This window comes from Micromonospora sp. WMMC415 (assembly GCF_009707425.1).
Taxonomy (GTDB): Bacteria; Actinomycetota; Actinomycetes; order Mycobacteriales; family Micromonosporaceae; genus Micromonospora.
In genome coordinates, this window is sequence record NZ_CP046104.1 from 726,514 (window position 1) to 749,750 (window position 23,237).

23 protein-coding genes are annotated in these 23,237 nt (G+C 72.9%); 7 read left to right on the forward strand and 16 right to left on the reverse strand.

The window, feature by feature from the left end:
- Positions 1-107: 107 nt before the first annotated feature.
- The gene (locus tag GKC29_RS03560; RefSeq protein WP_196255794.1) at positions 108-1,355 is read left to right on the forward strand and encodes an LOG family protein; all 1,248 of its coding nucleotides are present in this window, start codon (positions 108-110) and stop codon (positions 1,353-1,355) included.
- A gap of 54 nt (positions 1,356-1,409) precedes the next feature.
- On the opposite strand, the gene fbaA is transcribed toward GKC29_RS03560, so the two are convergent.
- Positions 1,410-2,432, reverse strand: a complete 1,023-nt coding sequence (gene fbaA / locus GKC29_RS03565; protein ID WP_155329462.1) for a class II fructose-bisphosphate aldolase — start codon at positions 2,430-2,432, stop codon at positions 1,410-1,412.
- A gap of 137 nt (positions 2,433-2,569) precedes the next feature.
- On the reverse strand, positions 2,570-2,950 hold the full coding sequence (locus GKC29_RS03570; protein WP_155329463.1) for a phage holin family protein: 381 nt from the start codon (positions 2,948-2,950) through the stop codon (positions 2,570-2,572).
- A 135-nt stretch (positions 2,951-3,085) separates the two neighbouring features.
- On the opposite strand from GKC29_RS03570, the gene GKC29_RS03575 reads away from it, so the two are divergent.
- The 6 genes from GKC29_RS03575 (at position 3,086) to GKC29_RS03600 (ending at position 10,950) form a co-directional block, all read left to right on the forward strand.
- On the forward strand, positions 3,086-3,298 hold the full coding sequence (locus GKC29_RS03575; protein WP_155329464.1) for a hypothetical protein: 213 nt from the start codon (positions 3,086-3,088) through the stop codon (positions 3,296-3,298).
- Between the two features lie 1,565 nt (positions 3,299-4,863).
- Entirely contained in the window at positions 4,864-5,106 is a 243-nt protein-coding gene (locus GKC29_RS30470) for an LPXTG cell wall anchor domain-containing protein (protein ID WP_370463348.1), read from the forward strand.
- 132 nt (positions 5,107-5,238) lie between these two features.
- Positions 5,239-6,675, forward strand: coding sequence for a 3' terminal RNA ribose 2'-O-methyltransferase Hen1 (locus tag GKC29_RS03585; RefSeq protein WP_155333965.1), 1,437 nt, complete (start codon positions 5,239-5,241; stop codon positions 6,673-6,675).
- A complete protein-coding gene (locus GKC29_RS03590; RefSeq protein WP_155329466.1) occupies positions 6,672-9,191 on the forward strand; it encodes a polynucleotide kinase-phosphatase in 2,520 nt (839 codons plus the stop codon). The genes GKC29_RS03585 and GKC29_RS03590 overlap by 4 nt, the downstream gene beginning before the upstream one ends.
- A gap of 101 nt (positions 9,192-9,292) precedes the next feature.
- Complete coding sequence (locus tag GKC29_RS03595; protein WP_155329467.1) at positions 9,293-10,078, forward strand: thioesterase family protein; 786 nt, start codon at positions 9,293-9,295, stop codon at positions 10,076-10,078.
- Between the two features lie 158 nt (positions 10,079-10,236).
- On the forward strand, positions 10,237-10,950 hold the full coding sequence (locus GKC29_RS03600; protein ID WP_155329468.1) for a DedA family protein: 714 nt from the start codon (positions 10,237-10,239) through the stop codon (positions 10,948-10,950).
- A 134-nt stretch (positions 10,951-11,084) separates the two neighbouring features.
- Here GKC29_RS03600 and GKC29_RS03605 read toward each other — a convergent pair whose 3' ends face one another.
- The 14 genes from GKC29_RS03605 to clpB form a co-directional block, all read right to left on the reverse strand.
- The gene (locus tag GKC29_RS03605) at positions 11,085-11,462 is read right to left on the reverse strand and encodes a helix-turn-helix transcriptional regulator (protein WP_007454255.1); all 378 of its coding nucleotides are present in this window, start codon (positions 11,460-11,462) and stop codon (positions 11,085-11,087) included.
- A gap of 57 nt (positions 11,463-11,519) precedes the next feature.
- The gene (gene pyrE / locus GKC29_RS03610) at positions 11,520-12,059 is read right to left on the reverse strand and encodes an orotate phosphoribosyltransferase (protein ID WP_155329469.1); all 540 of its coding nucleotides are present in this window, start codon (positions 12,057-12,059) and stop codon (positions 11,520-11,522) included.
- A gap of 145 nt (positions 12,060-12,204) precedes the next feature.
- Entirely contained in the window at positions 12,205-13,014 is an 810-nt protein-coding gene (locus tag GKC29_RS03615) for an SDR family oxidoreductase (RefSeq protein ID WP_155329470.1), read from the reverse strand.
- Between the two features lie 9 nt (positions 13,015-13,023).
- On the reverse strand, positions 13,024-13,632 hold the full coding sequence (locus GKC29_RS03620) for a hypothetical protein (protein WP_155329471.1): 609 nt from the start codon (positions 13,630-13,632) through the stop codon (positions 13,024-13,026).
- Positions 13,633-13,705: 73 nt separating this feature from the next.
- Positions 13,706-14,491: a hypothetical protein gene (locus GKC29_RS03625; protein ID WP_230688906.1), complete on the reverse strand. Its 786-nt coding sequence runs from the start codon at positions 14,489-14,491 to the stop codon at positions 13,706-13,708.
- 70 nt (positions 14,492-14,561) lie between these two features.
- Positions 14,562-16,124 carry a polyamine aminopropyltransferase gene (locus GKC29_RS03630; RefSeq protein WP_155329473.1) on the reverse strand — a complete coding sequence of 521 codons (1,563 nt, stop codon included), beginning with the start codon at positions 16,122-16,124 and terminating at the stop codon, positions 14,562-14,564.
- Positions 16,121-16,867: a hypothetical protein gene (locus GKC29_RS03635; RefSeq protein ID WP_230689144.1), complete on the reverse strand. Its 747-nt coding sequence runs from the start codon at positions 16,865-16,867 to the stop codon at positions 16,121-16,123. The genes GKC29_RS03630 and GKC29_RS03635 overlap by 4 nt, the downstream gene beginning before the upstream one ends.
- A gap of 62 nt (positions 16,868-16,929) precedes the next feature.
- Positions 16,930-17,352 carry a DUF350 domain-containing protein gene (locus GKC29_RS03640; RefSeq protein ID WP_155329474.1) on the reverse strand — a complete coding sequence of 141 codons (423 nt, stop codon included), beginning with the start codon at positions 17,350-17,352 and terminating at the stop codon, positions 16,930-16,932.
- Positions 17,353-17,394: 42 nt separating this feature from the next.
- Positions 17,395-17,820, reverse strand: coding sequence for a DUF4247 domain-containing protein (locus GKC29_RS03645; RefSeq protein WP_155329475.1), 426 nt, complete (start codon positions 17,818-17,820; stop codon positions 17,395-17,397).
- A complete protein-coding gene (locus GKC29_RS03650; RefSeq protein WP_155329476.1) occupies positions 17,817-18,323 on the reverse strand; it encodes a DUF2617 family protein in 507 nt (168 codons plus the stop codon). The genes GKC29_RS03645 and GKC29_RS03650 overlap by 4 nt, the downstream gene beginning before the upstream one ends.
- Entirely contained in the window at positions 18,324-18,947 is a 624-nt protein-coding gene (locus GKC29_RS03655) for a DUF4178 domain-containing protein (protein ID WP_155329477.1), read from the reverse strand.
- Positions 18,948-19,082: 135 nt separating this feature from the next.
- The gene (locus GKC29_RS03660; protein WP_155329478.1) at positions 19,083-20,003 is read right to left on the reverse strand and encodes a hypothetical protein; all 921 of its coding nucleotides are present in this window, start codon (positions 20,001-20,003) and stop codon (positions 19,083-19,085) included.
- Between the two features lie 69 nt (positions 20,004-20,072).
- On the reverse strand, positions 20,073-20,453 hold the full coding sequence (locus GKC29_RS03665; RefSeq protein ID WP_155329479.1) for a hypothetical protein: 381 nt from the start codon (positions 20,451-20,453) through the stop codon (positions 20,073-20,075).
- A gap of 108 nt (positions 20,454-20,561) precedes the next feature.
- Positions 20,562-23,156: an ATP-dependent chaperone ClpB gene (clpB, locus tag GKC29_RS03670; protein WP_155329480.1), complete on the reverse strand. Its 2,595-nt coding sequence runs from the start codon at positions 23,154-23,156 to the stop codon at positions 20,562-20,564.
- Positions 23,157-23,237: the final 81 nt, after the last annotated feature.

Consider the following 23,237-nt stretch of genomic DNA (forward strand, 5'->3'; position numbering starts at 1 on the left):
TTCGCAGGAGCCCGGTGGCCGCGCCACCGGGCTCCTGCCCATGGGGGCCGGTTCCGCCCGGCCCGCGGGTGGTTTGGCGGGTTGCCGGGACCGGGCAGGATGATCCGGTGCCGACCCCACCACCCGCGGACGTCATCGAGCCGCACATCTGCGCCGACGAGGTCGAGACCCGCACCGAGTTCGACCGGCGGCTGGCCACCGGCAGCCTCGCCGGGCTGACCGTGCAGGGGCTCCGGCTCGATCTCGACCCTCCCGACCTCCGCGGCGTGGCCGTCGCCGGCACGCTCTTCGTCGGCTGCCGGTTCGCCTCCCGGGAGGTCGGTGCCGACCTGGTCCGGCGCGGCGCGAACGTGGTGCCGCCCTTCTCCGGGCTGCCGTACCCCACGCAGCCGTCGCACCTGTACACCCCGGAGGACCTGGCCGCCGGTTTCGCCAACGGCGGCTTCGAGGGCATGTACGACACCCGCGTGTACGCGCATTTCCGCACCCACGGCGGTGCGCTGCCGGACGTCCGGGAGGCGCTCGGTCAGCGGCTGCACGACCACGGTGTGGACAACGCCCTCGCCGACGCCACCCGCGCCTGGCTGGCCACGCACGGCCCGCAGTCGGTGGTCGGCATCATGGGTGGGCACGCGGTGCCGCGGGGCAGCACGCCGTACCGGATGGCGGCCGTGCTGGGTCGCGAGCTGGCCCGGGCCGACCGGCTGGTGGTCACCGGCGGCGGGCCCGGTGTGATGGAGGCGGCGAACCTGGGTGCGTACCTGGCGCTGCGGCCGGCCGCCGACCTGGACGAGGCGATCGATCTGCTGGCCGGGGCACCCGACTTCACCGACCACGACCGGTACACGGCGGCGGCGCTGCGGGTCCGGGAGTTGTTCGGTGCGGCGCTCCCGCCGCCGGCGGGCACCGGCGACGCGGCCAGTCGGTCCCGCGCCGACTCGGCCGCCCTCACGGCCGGCGACGTGGACTGGGCGCGCGGCGGCGGGCTCGCCATCCCGACCTGGCTGTACGGGCACGAGCCGGCGAACCTGTTCGCCGGGCGGATCGCCAAGTACTTCTCGAACGCCATCCGGGAGGACACGATCCTGCGGCTGGCCCGGGGCGGGATCGTGTTCGCGCCCGGCCGGGCCGGCACCGTGCAGGAGGTGTTCCAGGCGGCGACGAAGACCTACTACGGCACCGACGGGGCGAGCGGCGCGTACGTGTTCCTGGACCGCGCGTACTGGACCCGCGAGCTGCCGGTGGAGTCGCTGCTGCGACCGCTGCTCGCCGCGTCCCCGTTCGGGGACCTCTCACCCACCATCCACGTGACCGACGACGTCCGGGTGGCCGTACGCCTGCTCACCGGGGCCTGAAGACGCGAGCGGCCGGCTCCCCGCAAGGAGCCGGCCGCCGTACGGGTCAGCGCGTCACTTCATCCTGGTGCCGGTGGAGCGCAGGGCCTCGCAGGCCTCGACCACCCGGGCGGCCATGCCGGCCTCGGCGGCCTTGCCCCAGACCCGCGGGTCGTACATCTTCTTGTTGCCGACCTCGCCGTCGACCTTGAGGACCCCGTCGTAGTTGCGGAACATGTGGTCCGCGACGGGACGGGTGAAGCAGTACTGGGTGTCGGTGTCGATGTTCATCTTCACCACGCCGTAGTCCAGCGCCTCCCGGATCTCCGACAGCAGCGAGCCGGAGCCGCCGTGGAAGACCAGGCTGAGCGGCTTGTCCTTGCCGTACTTGCCGCCGACGGCCACCTGGATGTCGTGGAGCACCTCAGGGCGGAGCTTGACGTTGCCCGGCTTGTAGACGCCGTGCACGTTGCCGAAGGTCAGCGCCGCCATGTAGCGGCCCTTCTCGCCCAGGCCGAGCGCGTCGACCATGGCCAGGCCGTCCTCGACGGTGGTGTACAGCTTCTCGTTGATGGCGTTCTCGACGCCGTCCTCCTCGCCGCCGACGACGCCGACCTCGATCTCGAGGACGATCTTGCCCTTGGCGGCCTCGGTGAGCAGCTGCTCGGCGATCTCCAGGTTCTCCGCGACCGGCACCGCCGAGCCGTCCCACATGTGCGACTGGAACAGCGGCTCCTGGCCGTTCTTGACGCGCTCCTGGGAGATGCCCATCAGCGGCCGGACGAACTTGTCCAGCTTGTCCTTCGGGCAGTGGTCGGTGTGCAGCGCGATGTTGACCGGGTAGTTCTTCGCCACCTCGCGGGCGTACAGGGCGAAGGCGGTCGCGCCGGTGACCATGTCCTTCACGGACGGGCCGGACAGGTACTCGGCGCCGCCGGTGGAGACCTGGATGATGCCGTCGCTCTCCGCGTCGGCGAAGCCCTTCAGCGCCGCGTTGAGGGTCTGCGAGGAGGTCACGTTGATCGCGGGGTACGCGAACCGGCCTGCCTTGGCCCGGTCCAGCATCTCCGCGTAGGCCTCGGGGGAAGCGATGGGCATGTCGAACGCTCCTTACTTACCGCTCTCGGCCGTCACCGGCCGCTGTTGTCCTTGGGTGCGCCGGACCGCGCTGTCCACCGCCGGCAGTATCCCGTAGAAGGTGGCGGCCGGCACAACCGACCCGGTGCCCGCGGTCATCACCCTTCCAGGCTGTCCGGCACGACGACGCTGATCAGCCAGGTCACGACGGCCATCACGATCGCACCCCAGAAGGCCGCCCAGAAACCGTCCACCTGGAACGGCAGGTCCAGCACGCCGGCGATCCAGTCGGTGAGCAGGAAGAGCAGGGCGTTGACCACCAGCGCGAACAGCCCGAGGGTGAGCAGGTAGAAGACGCACCCCACCACCTTGATCAGCGGCTTGAGCACGGCGTTGACCACACCGAAGATCAGTGCCACCACGATCAGGGTGAGGGCGGTGTTCGCGCCGGACCGGCCGCTCACCTCCACCCCGGGCACGATGAGCGTCGTGATCCACAGCGCGACCGCGGTGATCGCCAGCCGGATCAGGAAGCCCATGCCACCATCGTGGCACCGGCGCACCGGGCGGGGGCACCATTCCGGTTTCCTCGTTCGTCCCGGCTCCGAGCGGGGACGGTGGTCAACCCGTACGGTGTGTGGGGTAGCTGTCCGCACGAGATCCAGGGAGGGACGATGGGTCAGCCCGACGAGGACTTCGCCCCGAGCGACCACCTCGCTCCGGAGGAGCGGGACCTGGAGGCGGAGCCGGCCGACGCGGTGGAGCAGGCCACGGTCGTCGGTCCCAGCGAGGTCGACGTCGAGCCGCACCGCGGCCTGGAGGTCGCCGACTGGGACGCCATGGAGCAGGCCCGGGTCGTCGCCGCCGACGAGGACGACTACCGCTGACGCTCGACCGGACCGACCGGCCGGTGCCGCCCCCGGACACGGGATGCGGCGCCGGCCGGATCCGTTCAACGGACGGGGACCGGCACAGCACCAGGGCGGTCGATGCGCTCACCTCGCGTGACGGCGGACCCGGCCGTTGCGGCGGAGATGATCAGCCGTTCGGTCGATGTTGCCGCTCGGGGAGCGTCGGGGGCAGCGAACACGCTTAAGGGCTCCTTAAGATCCGCTGGCCACCACCTCTGGCGACCCCCATCGAAGGAACCCCCATGCTCAAGCACTCCGCCCGGCGCTGGCTCGCCGGGATCGGCGTCGCAGGCGCGCTCGTGGCCGCCTCCGCAATCCCAGCCTCGGCGGCTCCGGCCGACGACCTGGACCTCTACGCCAACAACGTGATCCTCGCTCCCGGCGGGACCGAGAAGTGGGTCAGCCTCTTCGGCCTCACGACCGAGCGGCTGGGCGATTTCACGGTCAAGGTCGACCGGAGCAAGGTTGCGGCCTTCGCCGACGTGCAGCCCTTCATGGAGGACGACTGCACCGAGTCCGGCGCGATTCTGACCTGCAAGGTCGTGGACCAGGACGACGACGGCTCGTTCCTGAACATCGTCGACCTGATGGTGCGCGCGAAGGACGGCGCCGAGGCGGGCCAGGAGGGTGCGCTGGAGTTCAACGTCACCGACACCGAGGGCGGCTCGGGCACCTTCAGCTCGACCGTCACCATCGGTGAGGGCGTGGACCTGGCCGCTTCGGAGTCTCTGGCCCTGAAGGGCGCTCCCGGCACCACCGTCAAGGCCCCGCTCCAGGTGGAGAACCGGGGGCAGAAGGCTGCCAACGGTGCGGTCCTGCTGGTCTTCGGCTCGTACGGCCTGACCCCCTCCAAGCGGTACGAGAACTGCGAGTACACCAGCGGCGAGTTCGACTTCCACGCCTTCGCCTGCACGTTCGACACCACCATCGCCGAGAACGCGACCGTCCGGCTCGACTCCAGCTTCGGGTTCACCGTGCCGGCGGACAACTGGGCGCCGAACACCGATTTCGGCTCCGCGATCTGGTTCACCCCGGCCGACTGGGAGGAGTTCCTGTCGCAGGCGGATCTGGGCGTCGAGTTCGGCCAGAAGGGCACCGAGGGTGAGCTGAAGCTCGAGTCCGCCGCCGGCGCGCAGCGTACGCCGCAGACCGACGTCGACCCGTACAACAACGAGACCTGGATCGAGCTCCAAGTGACCGGCGACCAGAAGGCCGACGTGGCGGCGGTCGGCGCCACCGTCAACGGCGAGGTCGGCAGCACCGCCCCGATGAAGGTCGGCTACGTCAACAACGGCCCGGCGGCGGTCGGCACCGGTGCCGCCGAGGGGATGTGGGTCACGACCTATGTCACGCTGCCGAAGGGCGTCACCGCCGTGAGCGCCCCGGAGACCTGCTGGGACGTCGACAACGACGAGGTGGAGCCGGGCAAGCCCGGTGCCGCCGTCTACCAGTGCTTCCTGAACGGTGTCCTCCGCAAGGGCGAGAAGGCCGAGTTCGCGTTCGAGGTGCGCATCGACAAGGCCGGCAGCCAGACCGGCGAGGTGAAGCTGCGCACCGGCCACGAAGAGCTCGAGATCAAGGACCTGAACCCGGCCAACGACACCGCGAAGATCCTGGTCAACGCGGCCGGTGGCGGCGCGGGTGGCGGCGACGGGGACGACCCGACCCTGCCGATCACCGGTGACTCGACCACCCTGGTGACCGTCATCGGCGGCCTGCTGCTCATCGCCGGCGCCGCCGGCTACGTGGTGACCCGCCGTCGCAAGACGCGCTTCGTGGCCTGACACCTCCCACCACCCGGTGCCCCGCCGACCTGTCCGGTCGGCGGGGCACCGTCCGTTACGGGCGCGATCCAGGCCCGACGGCAGGGCAAAACGGGACGACACAAGATCGACGAGACTGACACCATGGTCGGCGTGCTGCTCACCCTCTCCACCACCCACCGTCCGGCGACCGACCTCGGTCACCTGCTGGTGAAGCACCCCGACCGGGCGCACTCCTTCGACGTGCCCGTCGGCACCGCGCACGTGTTCTACCCGGAGGCCGGCGAGGACCGCTGCACCGCCGCCCTGCTGCTCGACGTCGACCCGCTGCGCCTCGCCGGCCCGCGTGGCAAGGGCCGGCAGGCGGCGGCACCCCCCGACACCTTCACCCTCGGGCGGTACGTCAACGACCGGCCGTACGCGGCGTCCAGCCTGCTCTCCTCCGCCCTGTCCCGGGTGTTCCGCTCGGCGCTGCGCGGCGAGTCCCGGGACCGGCCGGAGCTGGCGCGTACGCCGATCCCGCTGGAGGTCCGCGTGCCGGTGCTGCGGTGCCGGGGCGGCGTGGACGTCGCGGCGCGGATGTTCGGCCCGCTCGGCTGGACGGTCACCGCCACCCCGGTCCCCCTCGACGAGACGCACCCCGAGTGGGGCGACAGCCGGTACGTGGACCTCACGCTGACCGGCACGCTGCGGGTGGCCGACGCCCTCAACCACCTGTACGTGCTGCTGCCGGTCCTGGACGACGCGAAGCACTACTGGGTGGCTCCGGACGAGGTGGACAAGCTGCTCCGGGCGGGCGCGGGCTGGCTGGCCGACCACCCCGAACGGGCGATGATCAGCCGCCGTTACCTGGCGCACCGGCGGGCGCTGGCCGGGCTGGCGCTGGCCCGGCTGGCCGAGGAGCGGCTCGCCGACGAGCCGGCCGCCGACGCCGACACCGTGGACGAGACCACCGAGGAGGCCGGACCGGTCCGGCCGTCGCTCGCCGTACGCCGGCGGGAGGCCGTGCTCGCGGCGCTGGCCGAGGCCGGTGCGAGCCGCGTGCTGGACCTGGGCTGCGGCGGCGGGGCGCTGCTCGCGGCGCTGGTGGGCGACCGACGGTTCACCGAGATCGTCGGCACCGACGTCGCCACCCGGGCGCTGGCCGTCGCCGCGCGGCGGCTGCGGCTGGAGCGGCTGCCGGAGCGGCAGCGCGACCGGATCCGGCTCTGGCAGTCCGCGCTGACCTACCGGGACGACCGGCTGCGCGGGTACGACGCGGCGGTGCTGATGGAGGTCGTCGAGCACGTGGACCCGCCCCGGCTGCCCGCGCTGGAGGACACCGTGTTCGGCCACGCCCGACCGCACACGGTCGTGGTGACCACCCCGAACGTGGAGCACAACGTGCGCTACGAGGGTCTGCCCGCCGGACGCCTCCGGCACGCCGACCACCGGTTCGAGTGGACCCGCGCCGAGTTCGCCGGCTGGGCCGCCCGCGTCGGTTCCACGTACGGCTACACCGTCGTCCTGCGGGGGGTCGGCGACGACGACCCCGAGGTGGGCGCACCGACCCAACTCGCCGTGTTCACCCGGACGGAGGCCGACCGATGACCGTCCTCGACATTCCCGAGCTGGCCCTGGTCGCGCTGGTCGGCGTCTCCGGCTCGGGCAAGTCCACCTTCGCCCGCCGGCACTTCGCGCCGACGCAGGTGCTCTCGTCCGACGCCTTCCGGGGAATGGTCGCCGACGACGAGAACGACCAGTCGGCGTCCGCCGACGCGTTCGACGTACTGCACTACGTCGCCGGCAGGCGGCTGCGGGCCGGGCGGCTCACCGTGGTCGACGCGACGAACCTCCAGCCGCACGCGCGGGCCGCCCTGGTCCGGGTGGCCCGCGAGCACGACGTGCTGCCGGTCGCGATCGTGCTGGAGGTGCCCGAGGCCCTGGCGTGGGAACGTACGGAGTCGCGGGCCGACCGCACCTTCGGGCGGCCGGTGCTGGCCCGGATGCAGCGGGACCTGCGGCGCACGTACGGGCAGCTCGCGCGTGAGGGCTTCCGGAAGGTGCACGTGCTGCGCGGGGTCGAGGAGATCGAGGCCGCGCAGATCCGCTACGAGAAGCTCTTCAACGACCGCCGGGAGCTGGCCGGGCCGTTCGACATCGTCGGCGACGTGCACGGCTGCCGGGCCGAGCTGGAGGCGCTGCTGGTCCGGCTCGGCTGGGATCTGGTGCGGGACGACGCCGGCCGGCCGGTGGACGCGACGCACCCGTCGGGGCGTACCGCGGTCTTCGTCGGTGACCTGGTGGACCGCGGCCCGGACTCGCCCGGCGTGCTCCGCCTGGCGATGGGCATGGTCGCGGCCGGACATGCGCTCTGCGTGCCCGGCAACCACGAGCAGAAGCTGCTGCGCAAGCTGCGCGGCCGGGACGTGCGGCTCACCCACGGCCTGGCGGAGACGATGGCGCAGCTCGCCGCTGAGCCGGAGACGTTCGCGGCCGAGGTGGCGGCGTTCGTCGACGGCCTGGTCAGCCACTACGTGCTGGACGGCGGCCGGCTGGTGGTGGCGCACGCCGGGCTGAAGGAGGAGTACCAGGGCCGCGCGTCCGGCCGGGTCCGCGCGTTCGCCCTGTTCGGGGAGACCACCGGCGAGACCGACGAGTACGGGCTGCCGGTGCGCTACCCGTGGGCACGGGAGTACCGGGGGTCCGCGACGGTCGTGTACGGGCACACGCCCACGCCGGAGCCGGAGTGGGTCAACAACACGATCTGCATCGACACCGGCTGCGTGTTCGGCGGCCGGCTCACGGCGCTGCGCTACCCCGAGCGGGAGCTGGTCTCGGTGCCGGCGGAGCGGGAGTGGTACGCGCCGGTCCGCCCGCTGACCGCCGCGCCGGCCCGTCCCGACGAGGTGCTGGAGCTGACCGACGTGACCGGCCGGCGGCACGTCGAGCACCCGTACGGGTCGCTGACCGTGCCGGCGGAGAACGCCGCCGCGGCGCTGGAGGTGATGAGCCGCTTCGCCGTGGACCCGCACCGGCTGGGGTGGCTGCCGCCCACGATGGCGCCGTGTTCGACGTCGACCGTGGACGGCTTCCTGGAGCACCCGGCCGAGGCGTTCGCCGACTACCGCGCGGCGGGCGTGGACCGGGTGGTCTGCGAGGAGAAGCACATGGGCTCGCGGGCGGTCGTCCTGGTCGACCGGGAGCCGTCGCTCGGCCCGTTCGGCGGCGGCGCGGTGTACACGCGGACCGGCCGGCCGTTCTTCGGGTCGCCGCTGGACGACGAGCTGCTCGCCCGGGTCCGGACGGCGGTGGGCGTCGCCGGGCTCTGGGCCGAGCTGGACACCGACTGGCTGCTGCTCGACTGTGAGCTGCTGCCCTGGTCGGCGAAGGCGGGCGGGCTGATCCGCGAGCAGTACGCGAGTGTCGGCGCCGCCGGCCGGGCGGCCCTGCCCGCGGCGCTGGCCGCGCTGGACGCCGCCACCGCCCGGGGGATCGACCTGGGCGAGCTGCGGGACCGGACGGCCCGCCGCCGGGACGACGTGGCCGCGTACTCGGCGGCCTACCGGGCGTACGTGGGGCCGACCGACGGCCTGCGCGGGGTGACCCTGGCACCGTTCGCGGTGCTGGCCGGGGCGAAGTCGGCCTACCCGGACCGGGACCACGGCTGGCACCTCGACCTGGCCGACCGGCTCCACGCCGCCGACCCGGCGTTCGTGACGCCGACCCGCCGTCGGGTGGTCGACCTGTCCGACCCGGCGGCCGAGGCGGAGGCCACCGACTGGTGGCTCGGGCTCACGGCGGCCGGCGGCGAGGGCATGGTCGTCAAGCCGTACGCCGGGCTCGCGGCACGGTCGGCGCGGGGATCGCTGCTCCAGCCGGGCGTCAAGTGCCGGGGCCGGGAGTACCTGCGGATCATCTACGGTCCCGGCTACACCGAGCCGGACCAGCTGGCCCTGCTGCGTCGCCGGTCCCTGGGCCGCAAGCGTGGCCTCGCCCTGCGGGAGCACGGCCTCGGGCTGGCCGCCCTGGACGCGCTGGTCGCCGGGGCGCCGCTGTGGCGTCGCCACGAGCTGGTGTTCGCGATCCTCGCCTGCGAGTCCGAGCCGGTCGACCCGCGCCTGTAGGCGCAGGCCGCCTCGACCTCCGCGCGGTCGGGGCGGCACGGCCGGCCGCCCGGTCATCCGGGTCGATCAAGCGGGCACGGCGGCCGGTAGGGTCGCCGACCATGACGTACGAGGCGTTCTACGAGCCGGCCGGCGCGGGCCGGTTCCGCGCCACCGCGGCGACGGCCGGCCCGTGGGATCCGGCCGCCCAGCACGCCGGCCCACCGTCGGCGCTGCTCGCCCGGGCCCTCTCCGCCCACGAGCCGGTCGACGGGCAACTGCTCAGCCGCGTCACGGTGGACATCCTGCGCCCGGTGCCGGTGGCGGAGCTGGCGCTGCGCGTACGGACGCTGCGCGCCGGCCGCCGGATCACCCTCGTCGAGGGGGTCGCCGAGGCCGGTGGGCAGGAGGTGCTGCACGCCCGTGGCTGGCGCATCATCGCGCCGGCCGAGCGGACACCGGCCACTCCGGACGACGCCCCGGCGGTGCCCGGCCCGGATTCCGGCGCCGATCCGGAGCTGTGGGCGACCGCCCACACCGACGGCTACCTGTCGAGCATGCAGTGGCGGGTCGTCTCCGGCGGGTTCGCGGAGCCCGGCCCGGCCCGGGTGTGGGCGCGGCCCCGCATCCCGCTGGTGCCCGGCGAGCCGGTACGCCCGGCCGAACTCGCGTTGCTGGTGGCCGACTCGGGCAGCGGGGTGAGCGCCCGGCTGGACCTGGCCCGCTGGCTCTTCGTGAACGTGGACCTCACGGTGACGCTGCACCGGCCGCCGCGCGGCGAGTGGCTGCTGCTCGACTCGGCGACCACGATCGGTCCGCACGGCTCCGGCGTCGCGGCCAGCCGCCTCGCCGATCTCGACGGCACCGTCGGCGAGGCGCTGCAGACGCTGGTGGTGGCCCCGCGCTGACGCGGATGCGGCCCGGCGCCGGCGGGCGCGGCGTCAGCTGGTCACCGGGCCACTGTGACGTCGCCCACCGGCCGGATCGGGCAGCCGCCTAGACTACGGACGTCCGTCGCCGCCGGTGACGACCGTTCGCCAGCCGACCGACCGCGGAGGTCACCCTCGTGTCGACGCCCACCACCACCCTGGCCCTGGGCCCGGACTGGCTCGATCCCGAGGTGCTGATCTCGACGTTCGGCCTCCTCGGCATCCTGGTGATCGTCTTCGCCGAGTCGGGCCTGCTGATCGGGTTCTTCCTGCCCGGTGACTCGCTGCTGTTCACGGCGGGCCTGCTCACGGCCGACGGGCAGTACATCACCTGGCCGCTCTGGCTGGTCTGCCTGCTCATCACCCTGTCGGCCATCGCGGGCGACCAGGTGGGGTACGCGTTCGGCCGCAAGGTGGGCCCGGCGCTGTTCCGCCGGCCGAACTCGAAGCTGTTCAAGCAGGAGAACCTGTTGAAGGCACACGACTTCTTCGAGAAGTACGGCGCCCGCTCGATCGTGCTGGCCCGCTTCGTGCCGATCGTGCGGACGTTCACGCCGATCGTCGCGGGCGTCAGCCGGATGAACTACCGCACGTTCGTCGTCTACAACGTGATCGGCGGCATCCTCTGGGGCACCGGCGTGACGGTCCTCGGCTACTTCCTCGGCCAGATCCCGTTCGTCAAGGCGAACATCGAGGTGATCCTGATCGCGATCGTCGCGATCTCGGTGGTGCCGATCGTGGTCGAGCTGCTGCGGGCGCGCATGGCGGCGAAGCGCGGCACGACCGCCGCGGAGCGGGCCGCCGCCGAGGAGGCGATCCGGGAGACCCGGGAGCACTACGGCAAGCACTGAGCCGGGCCGGCAACGGCCCGGGGCGGGCGCCTACCGGGGCGGTACTGAGGGTGACGGCTTCGGCCGTCGGGCGGCCCCGGCCGGCCGTCCGGCGCCATCCCTGGTCGGGGAGGGCACCGGACGAGCGGTACGGGTCAGCGCGCCTTCTTGGTGGCGCGCTTGCGCGGCGGGGTCAGCAGATCGGCGATGGTCGCGATCGCGCTCGGCACCAGCCGGTAGTACGCCCAGACCCCGCGCTTCTCCCGCTCCAGCAAGCCGGCCTCGGTGAGGATACGCAGGTGGTGGCTGACCGTCGGCTGCGAGAGGCCGAGGGGCGCGGTCAGGTCGCACACGCACGCCTCCCCCTCCGGAGCCGACTGGATCAGGCTGAGCAGCCGCAACCGGGCAGGGTCGGCGAGGGCCTTGAGGACCCCGGCCAGCCGCTCGGCATCGGCACGTTCGATCGGCTCGCCGGCAAGCGGCGAGATCTGAGGCATGGTCATTTCAGCCAACGCAGTTCCCACGTATTCCATCCTTCCACCAGCAGCATCGATCCGCCTGCATATCAGCAGATCCGAATCGGCAGACTTTTACGCCACAAGGCCGAGGTCAGCCAACGTATAGGCCGCTCGGTACGGCAGTCCGGCGGCTCGCACCGCGTCGCCGGCGCCTCGATCAACAATAACCGCCACGCCCGCCACGTCGGCCCCGGCCTCGCGAAGCGCCTCGACGGCGGTCAACACGCTCTGACCGGTGGTGGAGGTGTCCTCGACCGCCAGCACCCGTCGCCCGGTCACATCGGGCCCCTCGATCCGACGCTGGAGGCCGTGCGCCTTGCCCGTCTTGCGGACGACGAAGGCGTCCAGGGGGCGGTCGGTGCCGGCGGCGGCGTGCAGCATCGACATCGCGATGGGGTCGGCCCCGAGCGTCAACCCACCCACCGCGTCGTACGCCCAGTCGGCGGTCAGCTCCCGCATCACCCGGCCCACCAACGGGGCCGCCTCGTGATGCAGCGTGACGCGTCGCAGATCGACGTACCAGTCCGCTTCGCGTCCCGAGGACAGCACCACCCGTCCATGGACCACAGCCAGGTCGGTAATGAATTTACGCAGGTCGTCGTGGTCCCCCATGGCGATAGAGGGTACTGCTCGACGCTGTGAGCCGCGTGTCGGGTCCACCCGTGTCGACCCTGCGGGCGATGAGACGGACGGCGATGTCCCGCTACGCTGAGCCACTGCTCGCCGGCACGGCGGGGCCCGTCGTGCCCCGGGTCGGTCAGCGTGCGTCGCGCCCGATCCGGCCGCGGGTGTCGCGGGAGACGGCCTCGAGCAGCCGCCGGGGCGCGTGCCGCAGGCCGGCAACGGCCACTTTGTACTTCCACGCCGGCACGCTGACCAGCTTGCCTTTGCCCAGGTCACGCAGGCCTTCGTCGACGACGTCCTCGGCCCGCAGCCACATCCACTCCGGGGTCTTCGACATGTCGATGCCGGCCCGACCGTGGAACTCGGTGCGGGTGTAGCCGGGGCAGAGCGCCATCACGCGTACGCCGAACGGGCGGGCGGAGAGCCCGACCGACTCGCTGAAGTTGGTGACCCACGCCTTGCTGGCCGAATACGTCGATCCGGGCATGACCGCCCCGAATCCGGCAACGGAAGAGACATTTATCACTGCCCCGTGCCGCCGCTCGGTCATCGGACGCAGGGCGGCCAGGGTCAGCCGCATCACGGCGTGCACGTTGAGCCGGAGCAGGCGGGCCTCCGCCTCGGCCGACGAACGCAGGAACGGCGTGTTGAGGCTGATGCCCGCGTTGTTCACCAGCAGCTCGATCGGCGAACCCTCGGCGAACCGCCGCTCCACGGCCGCGCAACCGTCGTCGGTGGACAGGTCCGCCGAGATCGTCTCGACCTCGTGGCCGTGCCGGCCGGTCAGCTCGGCGGCGAACTCCGCCAGCCGGGCCGTGTCCCGGGCGACGAGCACCAGGTGCCAGCCGTCGGCGGCGAGCCGCCGCGCGAAGGCGGCGCCGATGCCGGCGGTCGCGCCGGTGACGAGGGCCCGTCGCTCGGTGGTCGGCTGGTCGAGCGTCACGGGCGGTCCTCACCTCGGGGGGTACGGGGGCGGGTACGCCGGGGCGTACGGCGCCGGTGCCGGCCGGCGGAACCAGGCGGACGCCGCGGGGAGCGCCAGCAGCACGGCCACCACAAGGTAGCCGAGCACCTGCCCGATCGAAAGCCCTGCGCCGAGCGGGATCCACCAGCCCGGGTACGCGTCGTCGAGCCGGGCCAGCAACTCGGCCACACCCCGCTCGTTCTCGTCGAGCTCCAACGGAGTGGCCCGCTGGACGGCCAGCCCCGCCAGCCCGCAGCAGCCGGCGAGCATCCCCAACCCGGCGACGACCCACGTCCCGACCCGGGCGCCGGACCGGCCGGCGCCCACGCCGACGGCGAGGACGGCGAGCAGCAGCCCGGCGACCAGGCTCACCAGTGCGCCGAGCACGGTCCAGGCGCCGACCCCGAACACCATCGTGTCGATCTCGTCGGCGCTGGCCGAGGTGTCCCGCGCCGCCGACCGGAAGGCGTCGACCGTGCCGGCCAGAACGAACACGCTCGTGACGGCGTACGCGACGGCGACGGCCGCCATCGCCACCAGCAGCACGACGGCCGCCGTCACCACCGCGGGGCGACGGGCCCGATCGGGGTACGACACGACTGGTCCCTCCGGATAGGCGTCGGGTTGCAACCTATCCGGAGGGATCGTCGTCGTCGCCGCTATCCGACGTTCAACTCACCGGCGGCGGGGTCGGACCGGGGCGGTCGGACCCGGGGTGCGCCTCGCCGCCCTGCTCCGGGCCGCCCGGCTGGCCGGGGGCGCCCGGCGTGGGGCCGGCCTGCGGGTGGCCCGGCTCGCCCGGGGCCGACGGGTAACCCGGGGTCGGCGGGTACCCGGGCTGGCCGGGGGTCGACGGGTACGCCGGGTAGGCGGCGCCGGGAACCGGTGGCTCCCACGCCGGCTCCTGCTTGCGGAAGAACTCGTTGGCCTTCGGCAGGGCGAGCAGGATCAGGGCCGCCAGCAGGGCGATGATGCTGAGAACGGTGAGCAGCAGGGTCACCGGCTCGTACCAGGACGGCAGGGCCTCGTCGAGACGACGGTTGATCTCCTCCTGGCTCGGCACGTCGCCGCTGGTCTGGCCGCCCATCGCGTTGCCGGCGGCGGTGCCGGCCAGCGCCAGACCGGAGCAGCAGAGGGCGATGCCGCCGACCACCCAGGTGATGATCCGGGCGACGTTCTTCCCCCGGTTGTTCAGCAGGGCGAGGACGACGAGCCCGACCGCGAAGAGCAGGCTGACGATGCTGCCCCCGACGAGTGCGAAGGCGATGACGCCCTCGCTGCCCTCCGCCTCGGTGCCGGCGAAGGCGTCCCGGTAGACGTCCTGGAACGTGCCCAGCGTGCTCAGACCGATGATCAGGCTCAGCACGGAGAGGGCGGCGTAGAACATGAGCAGGTAGCTGGAAATGGTCACGACGCTCGGGCGTACCCGGGCGGGCTGCTGGTGAGGATCGACCACGATTCTCCTTCCCTAGATCGCGCACACACCGTACCGAGTGCGGACCAACAGGGCAGGGCGGCGCGACGGGTCAGTAGCCGCGCCACTCGGCGCGCGCGTACTCCAGCACCCGGGGTTGCAACAGCGTGGAGGCCGAAACGTCGACGCGGCGCCGGTCCGGCGGAAAGGCCGCGGCGGCGGCCAACGTGGCCGGGTCGAGAAAGCGTAGCGGCGGCACGCCGGCCGGCAGGGCCAGGACAGGGGCGGTCGCGCCGGGCGCGGCGAGCAGGAAACCCCAGTCGCCGAAGGAGGGAACGTCCACGTGGTACGGCGTGACGGCGAACCCGGCCGCCCGCAGCGACGCGTCGATCGACCAGTACGACCGGGGCGCGAAGTACGGCGAACCGGCCTGCACGACGAGCCGCCCGCCGGCGGCGAGGGCGTTGCGGGCCAGCGCGTAGAACTCGACGGTGTAGAGCTTGGCGGTGGCCGTCTCGTCCGGGTCGGGAAGGTCGGCGACCACCGCGTCGAACCGTTCGGCGGTGGTCCGCAGCCAGCCGAACGCGTCGGCGTGCACCACGCGTACGCGGGGGTCGTCGAGGGCGCCCCCGTTGAGCCGGCGCAGTTGCGGCTCGCTGCGGGCCAGCGCCACCACCGCCGGGTCCAGGTCGACCACGGTGATCCGCCGGACGTCCGGGTAGCGCAGCAGTTCCCGGACCGCGAGCCCGTCCCCGGCGCCGAGCACCAGCACCTCGCCGCGCGGCCCGGCGAGCACCGGGTGCACCAGCGCCTCGTGGTAGCGGTACTCGTCGACCGAGCTGAACTGGAGGTCACCGTTGAGGAACAGCCGCAGGTCGGTGGCGCCGCGGCCGGGTTCGGCGACCGACCGGGTCAGCACGATCTCCTGGTAGCGGCTGCGCTCGGCGTGCACCACCGGATCGCGGTAGAGCTGCTGCCGGGCGGTCACCTCGAAGTCGCGGGCGGTCAGCCACGCGTACCCGAGGCAGAGGGCCACCACCACGGAGCCGGCGGTGAGCGCGACGCGTGCCCGGCCGCTCAGCTCCCGCCGGAAGACGGTGAAGACCAGTGCCAGGCCGGCGACCGCGTTCACGGCACCCACCACGAGCGCGCCCTTGAGCTGGCCGAACAGCGGCAGCAGCAGGAACGGGAACGCCAGGCCGCCGAGCAGCGCGCCGACGTAGTCGGCCGCGAACAGGTCGGCCACCGCGCTTCCGGCGGCCTGCGCCCGGATGCGTTGCAGCAGCACCATCAGCAGCGGGATCTCCGCGCCGATCAGCAGCCCCAGCACGAAGGCGGTGCCGACCAGGGCCGGCCCGTACAGGTCCAGCCAGGCGAACGCCGCGTAGAGGCCGAGCACGGACAGGCCGCCGAGCAGGGCCAGGGCCAGCTCGATCGCGGCGAACGCGGCGGCGGCGCGCGACTGCAACGGCTTGGCGGCGAGCGCGCCGACGCCCATGGCGAACACCATCACACCGAGCACGATCGACGCCTGGCCGACCGTGTCGCCGATCAGGTAACTGCCGAGCGCGACCAGGGCCAGCTCGTAGACCAGGCCGCAGGCGGCGCAGACGAACACCGCGGCCAGCACGGCGGCGCGGGCGAGGCGCCACCGTGCCGGCGCGTCGACCGTCACGCTTTCTCCGGCGTACGCGCGGCGGTCCCGCCCCTGGGGCGCGGGCCCGGAACCGCCGGTGCGGCGGCCTCCCGGCGCTGCCTGCGGCGCAGCACCAGACCGACGGTGACCAGCAGGGCGGTGATCAGCAGCAGCGCGGCGGCGCCGATGAACCAGCCACACCGGTCCCGCCACAGGTCACTGCCGGCGTCCTTGAGCGGAGTCGGGTCGGCGGGCGCGGCGGCGGTGTCCACCGGCTCCGGGCTGGCCGCGCCGCGCTCGGCGACGAGCAGCGGCAGGGTGACGGCGGCGCGGGTGACCGCCCACCCCGGGTCGTCGACGAAGGCGTCGTCGGTCAGGTCGAAGCGGGAGAGCCCGGTCTGCACCAGGATCAGGTCGCTGGCCTCGAAGTCGGGCGAGCCCTGCACCGCCACGGACGCGTAGTCCTCGGCCTCGCTGCTGTCCGAGGTGTAGGTGACGATGCCCCTGACCTGCACCCAGCGTGGGCACTGTGGGTGGTTCTCCACCGGGACGCCGTCGCCCAGGTTGGACCCGGCACTGACCACGTCGTCGTCGCGGTAACCGTCCTGGAGCTTCCAGCCGTAGCAGATGCCCTGGCTCTCGAAGGCCTGGCGCAGGATCGGCACGGTGTCGTTCCGCTCGGTGGCGGTGGGCGGCGGCACCACGGTGCTGTCGTCGTCACCGCCGGTGGCCACCCCGATCACACAGGCGCCGACCAGCACCAGGGTCACGATGCCCCACACCAGCGCGGCCTGGCCGCCCTTCTTCTTCGGCGCCGCCTTCCCGGGCGCCCTGCCGCCGGCCATCAGCTGATCGCGGCGGCGATGATCGCGCCGGTGGCGAGGTGGACGACCGCGGACACCCAGACCGCCGGGTGCGGCTCCGGGTCGACCAGGATCTCGCCGAGCTTGCCGGGGGTGGCGACGTCCAGCACCAGGAACGCGGCGGCCATGATGACCAGGCCGAGGATCCCGTACGACGCCGCGCCGACCAGCCCGAGGACGAAGTCGTCCTCGCTGGCGACGATCGCGGCGACCACGATGACGCCGACACCGGCCAGGTTCGAGGCGAGCAGCAGCGCGGCGTTGCGGTTGCGCTCGTTCCAGATCAGCTCGTTCAGCTTTCCCGGGGTGGTTACGTCGACCAGGACGTAGCCGATGCCCATGAGGACGACGCCGACCACCCCGTACGCGAGGGTGACCAGCAGGTCGGTGACGAGGGTCTGCACAGGGGTGCTCCAGGGATCGTTCGGACTTCGGAGGTGTTGGATCTACTTGCCGCTGCCGGGACCGCCGCCCCGGACGGTGTTCCCCCGGCCCCAACCCCAGTGGTTGCCGACCGTGGAGTGGTAGCGCGGGTACGCGGTGTCGAGCTTCTCCAGGAGGATCAGCGAACCGGCGGCGACCGGCAGGATCACCACCGAGTCGTCGTCGTAGCGCAGGTAGACGCCGCTGCCGTCGACGTACCGGTCGGCCGGCTTCCAGGCGTCCGTGATCTCCTCGGCGACCTGGCTCGGCCGGCGCGACGACATGTAGGCGACCGCCGCGCCGCCGATGTCCCGGGCGGAGGCCCGGTCGTACCGGTCCTGCACGAAGCCGCGCGGGGAGAAGTTGCCGTAGAAGATGGCGAAGGCGGCGACGAGCGCGCCGATGACGGCGAACACCACTCCCACCACGAACCAGCGTCGGTACGTCATCGCAGGGCCACCACCGTTTCGGTCAGGACGAGTTCGTTGGTCTGGGGGTACGCGTGCCAGGTGCGCCAGCCGAGGGCGCCGTCCGGCGGGTCGGGGCGCACCGACAGCGCGGTGACCGCGTCGACGTCGCCGGGGAAGACCCCGACCAGCGCGTACGGGTCGTCGGCCAGGTCCGCGCGGAGCGCGGCCACCCGGTCCCGCAGGCCGTTGCTTTCCGGACGCAGCACGGTGGCGGTGAACCGGTAGCCGGCCCGCTCGTCGTGCAGGGCGCCGGGCAGGTCGGGCCGGCGGCCGGGCAGGCAGGCCACCGTCTCGGTCAACGTGGTGCCGGGCGCCCGCAGCACCACCTGGTGCGAGGCGCCGAGCAGGCGCAGCCGTACGTGGACGCCGCCGGGCAGGTCGAGGTCGAGCACGTGCAGCGCGGGGCGCTCGGCGTCGTCGAGGGCGAGGCTGAGGTCGGCGGCGCTGGTGTCGACGTACGGGGCGTGGAGGGTGACGAGCACTCAGCCCACCTCGGCCTGCGGGTAGATCATCACCTCGGCCCGGTGCAGCTTCTCGCCCCGGGCCACCTCCCACCCGGTCTCGCCGTACGCCTCGAACGACAGCCGCGCGCCGCCCGGCGCCTGGTAGTCGTGGTAGCGCATGGTGCCGCTCGGGTCGAGTCCGGTCGTGCCGACCGCGGTGTAGCGGGCCTGCCCGGACTCGTCCCAGCTGTACCGGCGGCCGGCGAAGTCGATGGTCGGGGCGCCCGGCGTGACCGTTGCTCCCGGCTCGGCCTCCCACAGCACCAGTTCCAGTTCCGGGTCCTCCTCGACGGAGAGCCAGCGGCGTACGCCGCCCGCGTCGTCGAGGAGGTGCTCCGCCCAGCTCCACCCGCCTTCGACCAGGCGGATCGAACCCCGGACCGGGTACGTCACGCCGCGTACCTCGACGATGTCGCCGGGCTTGAGCCGGCGCGGGTCGCCACGGAGCGCGTCCGCGTCCCGGTCCCGGAGAGGGTCGCCGGGACCCTTGGCGCCGGACGGGCGCGGGCGGGAACGACGCTGGGCCAGTACGGCGATCACCACCCCGGCCACCCCGACCACGCAGCCCGCTCCCGCCAGCAGGTACGCCACCGACCCGTTCACCGACAACCTCCCCAGGTACGTCGGCGCAGACGGTAACAACCCCGCGCACCTGGGGAAACTTCTCCCGATAGCGTGATCGACCGGCTACCGGCCGTCTCCTTCCGTCTCCCTTGTGGACGCTCGACGGTGATCGGGTCAGCCATCGTCGGCAGAGGAGCCGGGCGAGTCCGGGCCGGGTTGCCCGGGATCGACGGGTGCGCCCGGAGCGGGTGGTTGCGCGTGCGCCGACGGGTCGGGGCAGACCAGGTATCCGGGCGGGGCGGGGACGTAGCCCGGCGGGACATGTCCCGGCGCGACGTAGCCCGGCGCGACGTAGCCCGGCGCGACGTAGCCCGGCGCGACGTAGCCATGCGCGGCGTAGCCCGGCGGGGCGTAGCTGTATGGCGGGATGACAGGCGAAGGCAGCGGTGGCGCTGGTCGCACGGGCACCGCGGGGACGAACCAGCGGTGCGCGGGCGGCAGCGCCAGCAGCAGCACCACCGCGCCGGTCAGCAGGAACACCGCCAGCGCCCCGGCCATGCCCAGCGGGAAGAACACCGCCTCGAACGGGTCGGTCGTCCCGTACAGGGCGTCGAGGAAGGCGCTGTCCCCCCAGAAGTCCTCCGGCATGCCCTCCTCGTCGGGGTACGGAGGCCCCTCCCCGTCGAAGCCGGCGACGAACATCATCGGGAAGAAGAGCGCCCCGAAGCAGCCCTGCCCGAGGCAGACCAGAAGTTGGCCCCCGGCGGCCACGAAGACCAGGATCCGGGCGGTGTTGCCGCCCCGGCGGACCGGCCGGGCCGTCGCGGCGTACCAGACCGCGAGCAGCAGGACCGGCAGCCCGATGAAGACCGCACCGGTGACGTTGCCCCACCGCTCGGCGCGTACCTCGTCGGGGTCGGCGCTCGGAACCGCGCGGACCGCGTCGTCGATGCGCCCGTCCCACTGGATCGCCTGAGCGATCACCAGGCCCAGGAGGCCGAGCAGGACCAGCACGGCGGTGAGCTGCAACCAGAAGGCGACATCGACGGTACGCGGCCGGGGCGGGCGTGCCGGGACGCCGGTGGGAGCGGTCATGTCAGGCAAGGTAGGGCTGCGACGCCAGCGCCGGCAGAGCCGTTCGGCCGCTCGTCACCGGCCGGTTGATCACGACTGGCCGAGGCGGTCCCCGGCGTACTCCCGCAGGGTCGTGCGGTCCATGACACAGCCGGTGAACGTGGGGACCTCCGCGGGGTCGTCGCGGAGCCGCTCCCAGGCCGACCGTCCGGCCGCCGGGTCGAGCCGCTCCAGCAGAGCGGCGGCGTACACCCGCCCGGCGGGCGAGCCGGTGCCGAGCAGCCGGTCGAGCTGTGCGCGTACCGCGTCGGGGTCGTCGGCCAGCGCGGCCTCGACCCGGCGGTACGCCTCGGTCACCGGCAGCAGCGTCCCGGCGATCCCCACCGGTCCGAACGCGACCGTCTCGGCGCGATGCAGCTCGGCGAGCGCGGCGGCCAGTTCCCGCCCCTTCTTCCTCCCAATCCCGAACACGCCCGGTTCCTACCCCACCGCCCCACCCTCACCCTGTCGATCATGAAGTTGGCGGGCTCCAAGGAGATCGAATCGCCCGCCAACTTCATGATCGACCAGGGATGCGGGTCAGGGGGCGGCCGTTACCGCCAGGGCGTCCTTGGAGTCGGACAGGTCGACCTTTACCGTGTCGCCGTCGCGGATTCCGCCGCTCAGGAGGGCCTTCGCCAACTGGTCGCCGATGGCGGACTGCACCAGGCGGCGCAGCGGGCGGGCACCGTAGATCGGGTCGTACCCGTGCTCGGCGAGCCAGGTGCGGGCCGGCTCGGTGATCTCCAGGCCCAGACGGCGGTCGGCCAGCCGGCGGCGCATCCGGTCCAGTTGGATGTCCACGATGGCCCGCAGGTCCTCACCCTGGAGCGCGGCGAACACCACGATGTCGTCGAGGCGGTTGAGGAACTCCGGCTTGAAGTGCGACCGGACCACCGCCAGGACGCCCTCACGTCGCTGCTCCTCGGCCAGCGTCAGGTCGCTGATCACCGACGACCCGAGGTTGGAGGTGAGGATCAGGATGGCGTTGCGGAAGTCCACCGTACGGCCCTGGCCGTCGGTGAGCCGGCCGTCGTCGAGCACCTGAAGCAGGATGTCGAAGACGTCTTGGTGGGCCTTCTCCACCTCGTCGAGCAGGATCACCGAGTACGGCCGGCGGCGCACCGCCTCGGTGAGCTGGCCGCCCTCCTCGTACCCGACGTAGCCGGGCGGGGCACCGACCAGGCGGGCGACGGAGTGCTTCTCGCCGTACTCGCTCATGTCGATGCGGACCATGGCCCGCTCGTCGTCGAAGAGGAACTCGGCGAGCGCCTTCGCCAGCTCGGTCTTGCCGACGCCGGTGGGGCCGAGGAAGAGGAAGCTGCCGGTCGGGCGGTCCGGGTCGGCGACGCCGGCCCGGGCGCGGCGCACCGCGTCGGAGACCGCGCCGACCGCCTCGGACTGGCCGACCACGCGGGCGCGCAGCGACTCCTCCATCCGCAGCAGCTTCGCGGTCTCGCCCTCCAGCAGGCGACCGGCCGGGATGCCGGTCCAGGAGGCGACCACGGCGGCGATGTCGTCCGCGCCGACCTCCTCCTTCAGCATCGCGCCACCGGCCTGGAGCCGGGCCAGCTCCTCCTCGGCCCGCTTCAGGTCGGCCTTGAGCGCGGGGATACGGCCGTACCGCAGCTCGGCGGCACGCTCCAGCTCGCCGTCGCGCTCGGCACGCTCGGCCTCCCCGCTGAGCCGCTCCAACTCCTCCTTGGCGGTCGACAACTTGGTGATGTGGCTCTTCTCCAGCTGCCAGCGCTCCGAGAGGGCGGTGAGCTGCTCGCGCTTGTCGGCCAGCTCCTTGCGCAGCCGCTCCAGCCGCTCGGCGGACGCGGCGTCCGGCTCCTTGGCCAGCGCCATTTCCTCGATCTCCAGCCGGCGCACCGCCCGCTCGATCTCGTCCACCTCGACCGGCCGGGAGTCGATCTCCATGCGCAGGCGGGACGCCGACTCGTCGACCAGGTCGATGGCCTTGTCCGGCAGGAAGCGGTCGGTGATGTAGCGGTCCGACAGGGCGGCGGCGGCGACCAGCGCGGCGTCGGTGATGCGTACGCCGTGGTGCACCTCGTAGCGTTCCTTGAGCCCGCGCAGGATGCCGATGGTGTCCTCGATCGTCGGCTCGCCGACCAGCACCGGCTGGAAGCGGCGCTCCAGGGCCGGGTCCTTCTCGATGTGCTCACGGTACTCGTCCAGCGTCGTCGCGCCGACCATCCGCAACTCGCCGCGGGCGAGCATCGGCTTGAGCATGTTGCCGGCGTCCATCGAGCCCTCGCCCTTACCGGCGCCGACCACCGTGTGCAGCTCGTCGAGGAAGGTGATGACCTGGCCGTCGGAGTTCTTGATCTCCTCCAGGACGGACTTCAGCCGCTCCTCGAACTGCCCCCGGTACGACGCGCCAGCCACCATCGCGCCCAGGTCGAGCGAGACGAGCTTCTTGTCCCGCAGCGACTCCGGCACGTCACCGGCCACGATCCGCTGGGCGAGACCCTCCACGATGGCGGTCTTGCCGACGCCCGGCTCACCGATCAGGACCGGGTTGTTCTTCGTACGCCGCGACAGCACCTGGATCACCCGGCGGATCTCGGCGTCCCGGCCGATCACCGGGTCGATCTTGCCGTCGCGGGCACTGGCGGTCAGGTCGACGCCGTACTTCGCGAGGGCCTGGTAGGTCTGCTCCGGGTCGGCCGTGGTGACCCGCCGGTCGCCGCCACGCACGGTCGGGAACGCGGCGACCAGGGTCTCCTCGGTGGCACCGGCGGACGTGAGCGCGGCCGACACCGCGCCACCCACCCGGGCCAGGCCGGCGAGCAGGTGCTCGGTGGAGGTGTACTCGTCGCCGAGCGGCCGGGCGATCTGCTCGGCGGCGCCGATGGCGTTGACGAACTCGCGCGCCAGGGTCGGCTCGGCGATGCTGGAGCCGCGGGCGGCGGGCAGCGCGTCGATCGCGCGCTGGGTGGCCCGGCGCAGCTCGCCGGGGTCGGCCCCGACAGCGCGCAGCAGGCCGGCCGCGGTCGACCCCTCGGTGTCCAGCAGGGACAGCAGCAGGTGCCAGGGCTCCACGGTGGCGTGGCCGCGCTGGTTGGCGAGTGCGACGGCACCGGTGATGGTCTCGCGGCTCTTGGTGGTGAGACGTTCGGTGTTCATGGGCTCCCCCGGATCGGCGTTGTCCACTGGTACGGACACTCCCAGAGTTGAGCCTATTCCGCTCAACCCTACGGGTGTGAC

Bases quoted from the DNA above. Each gene is read 5' to 3' on its own strand.
- fbaA (WP_155329462.1), bottom strand. From the start codon at position 2,432: ATGCCCATCGCTTCCCCCGAGGCCTACGCGGAGATGCTGGACCGGGCC.
- GKC29_RS03570 (WP_155329463.1), bottom strand. From the start codon at position 2,950: ATGGGCTTCCTGATCCGGCTGGCGATCACCGCGGTCGCGCTGTGGATC.
- GKC29_RS03575 (WP_155329464.1), top strand. From the start codon at position 3,086: ATGGGTCAGCCCGACGAGGACTTCGCCCCGAGCGACCACCTCGCTCCG.
- GKC29_RS03590 (WP_155329466.1), top strand. From the start codon at position 6,672: ATGACCGTCCTCGACATTCCCGAGCTGGCCCTGGTCGCGCTGGTCGGC.
- GKC29_RS03595 (WP_155329467.1), top strand. From the start codon at position 9,293: ATGACGTACGAGGCGTTCTACGAGCCGGCCGGCGCGGGCCGGTTCCGC.
- GKC29_RS03605 (WP_007454255.1), bottom strand. From the start codon at position 11,462: ATGGAATACGTGGGAACTGCGTTGGCTGAAATGACCATGCCTCAGATC.
- pyrE (WP_155329469.1), bottom strand. From the start codon at position 12,059: ATGGGGGACCACGACGACCTGCGTAAATTCATTACCGACCTGGCTGTG.
- GKC29_RS03645 (WP_155329475.1), bottom strand. From the start codon at position 17,820: ATGACGTACCGACGCTGGTTCGTGGTGGGAGTGGTGTTCGCCGTCATC.
- GKC29_RS03660 (WP_155329478.1), bottom strand. From the start codon at position 20,003: ATGACCGCTCCCACCGGCGTCCCGGCACGCCCGCCCCGGCCGCGTACC.
- clpB (WP_155329480.1), bottom strand. From the start codon at position 23,156: ATGAACACCGAACGTCTCACCACCAAGAGCCGCGAGACCATCACCGGT.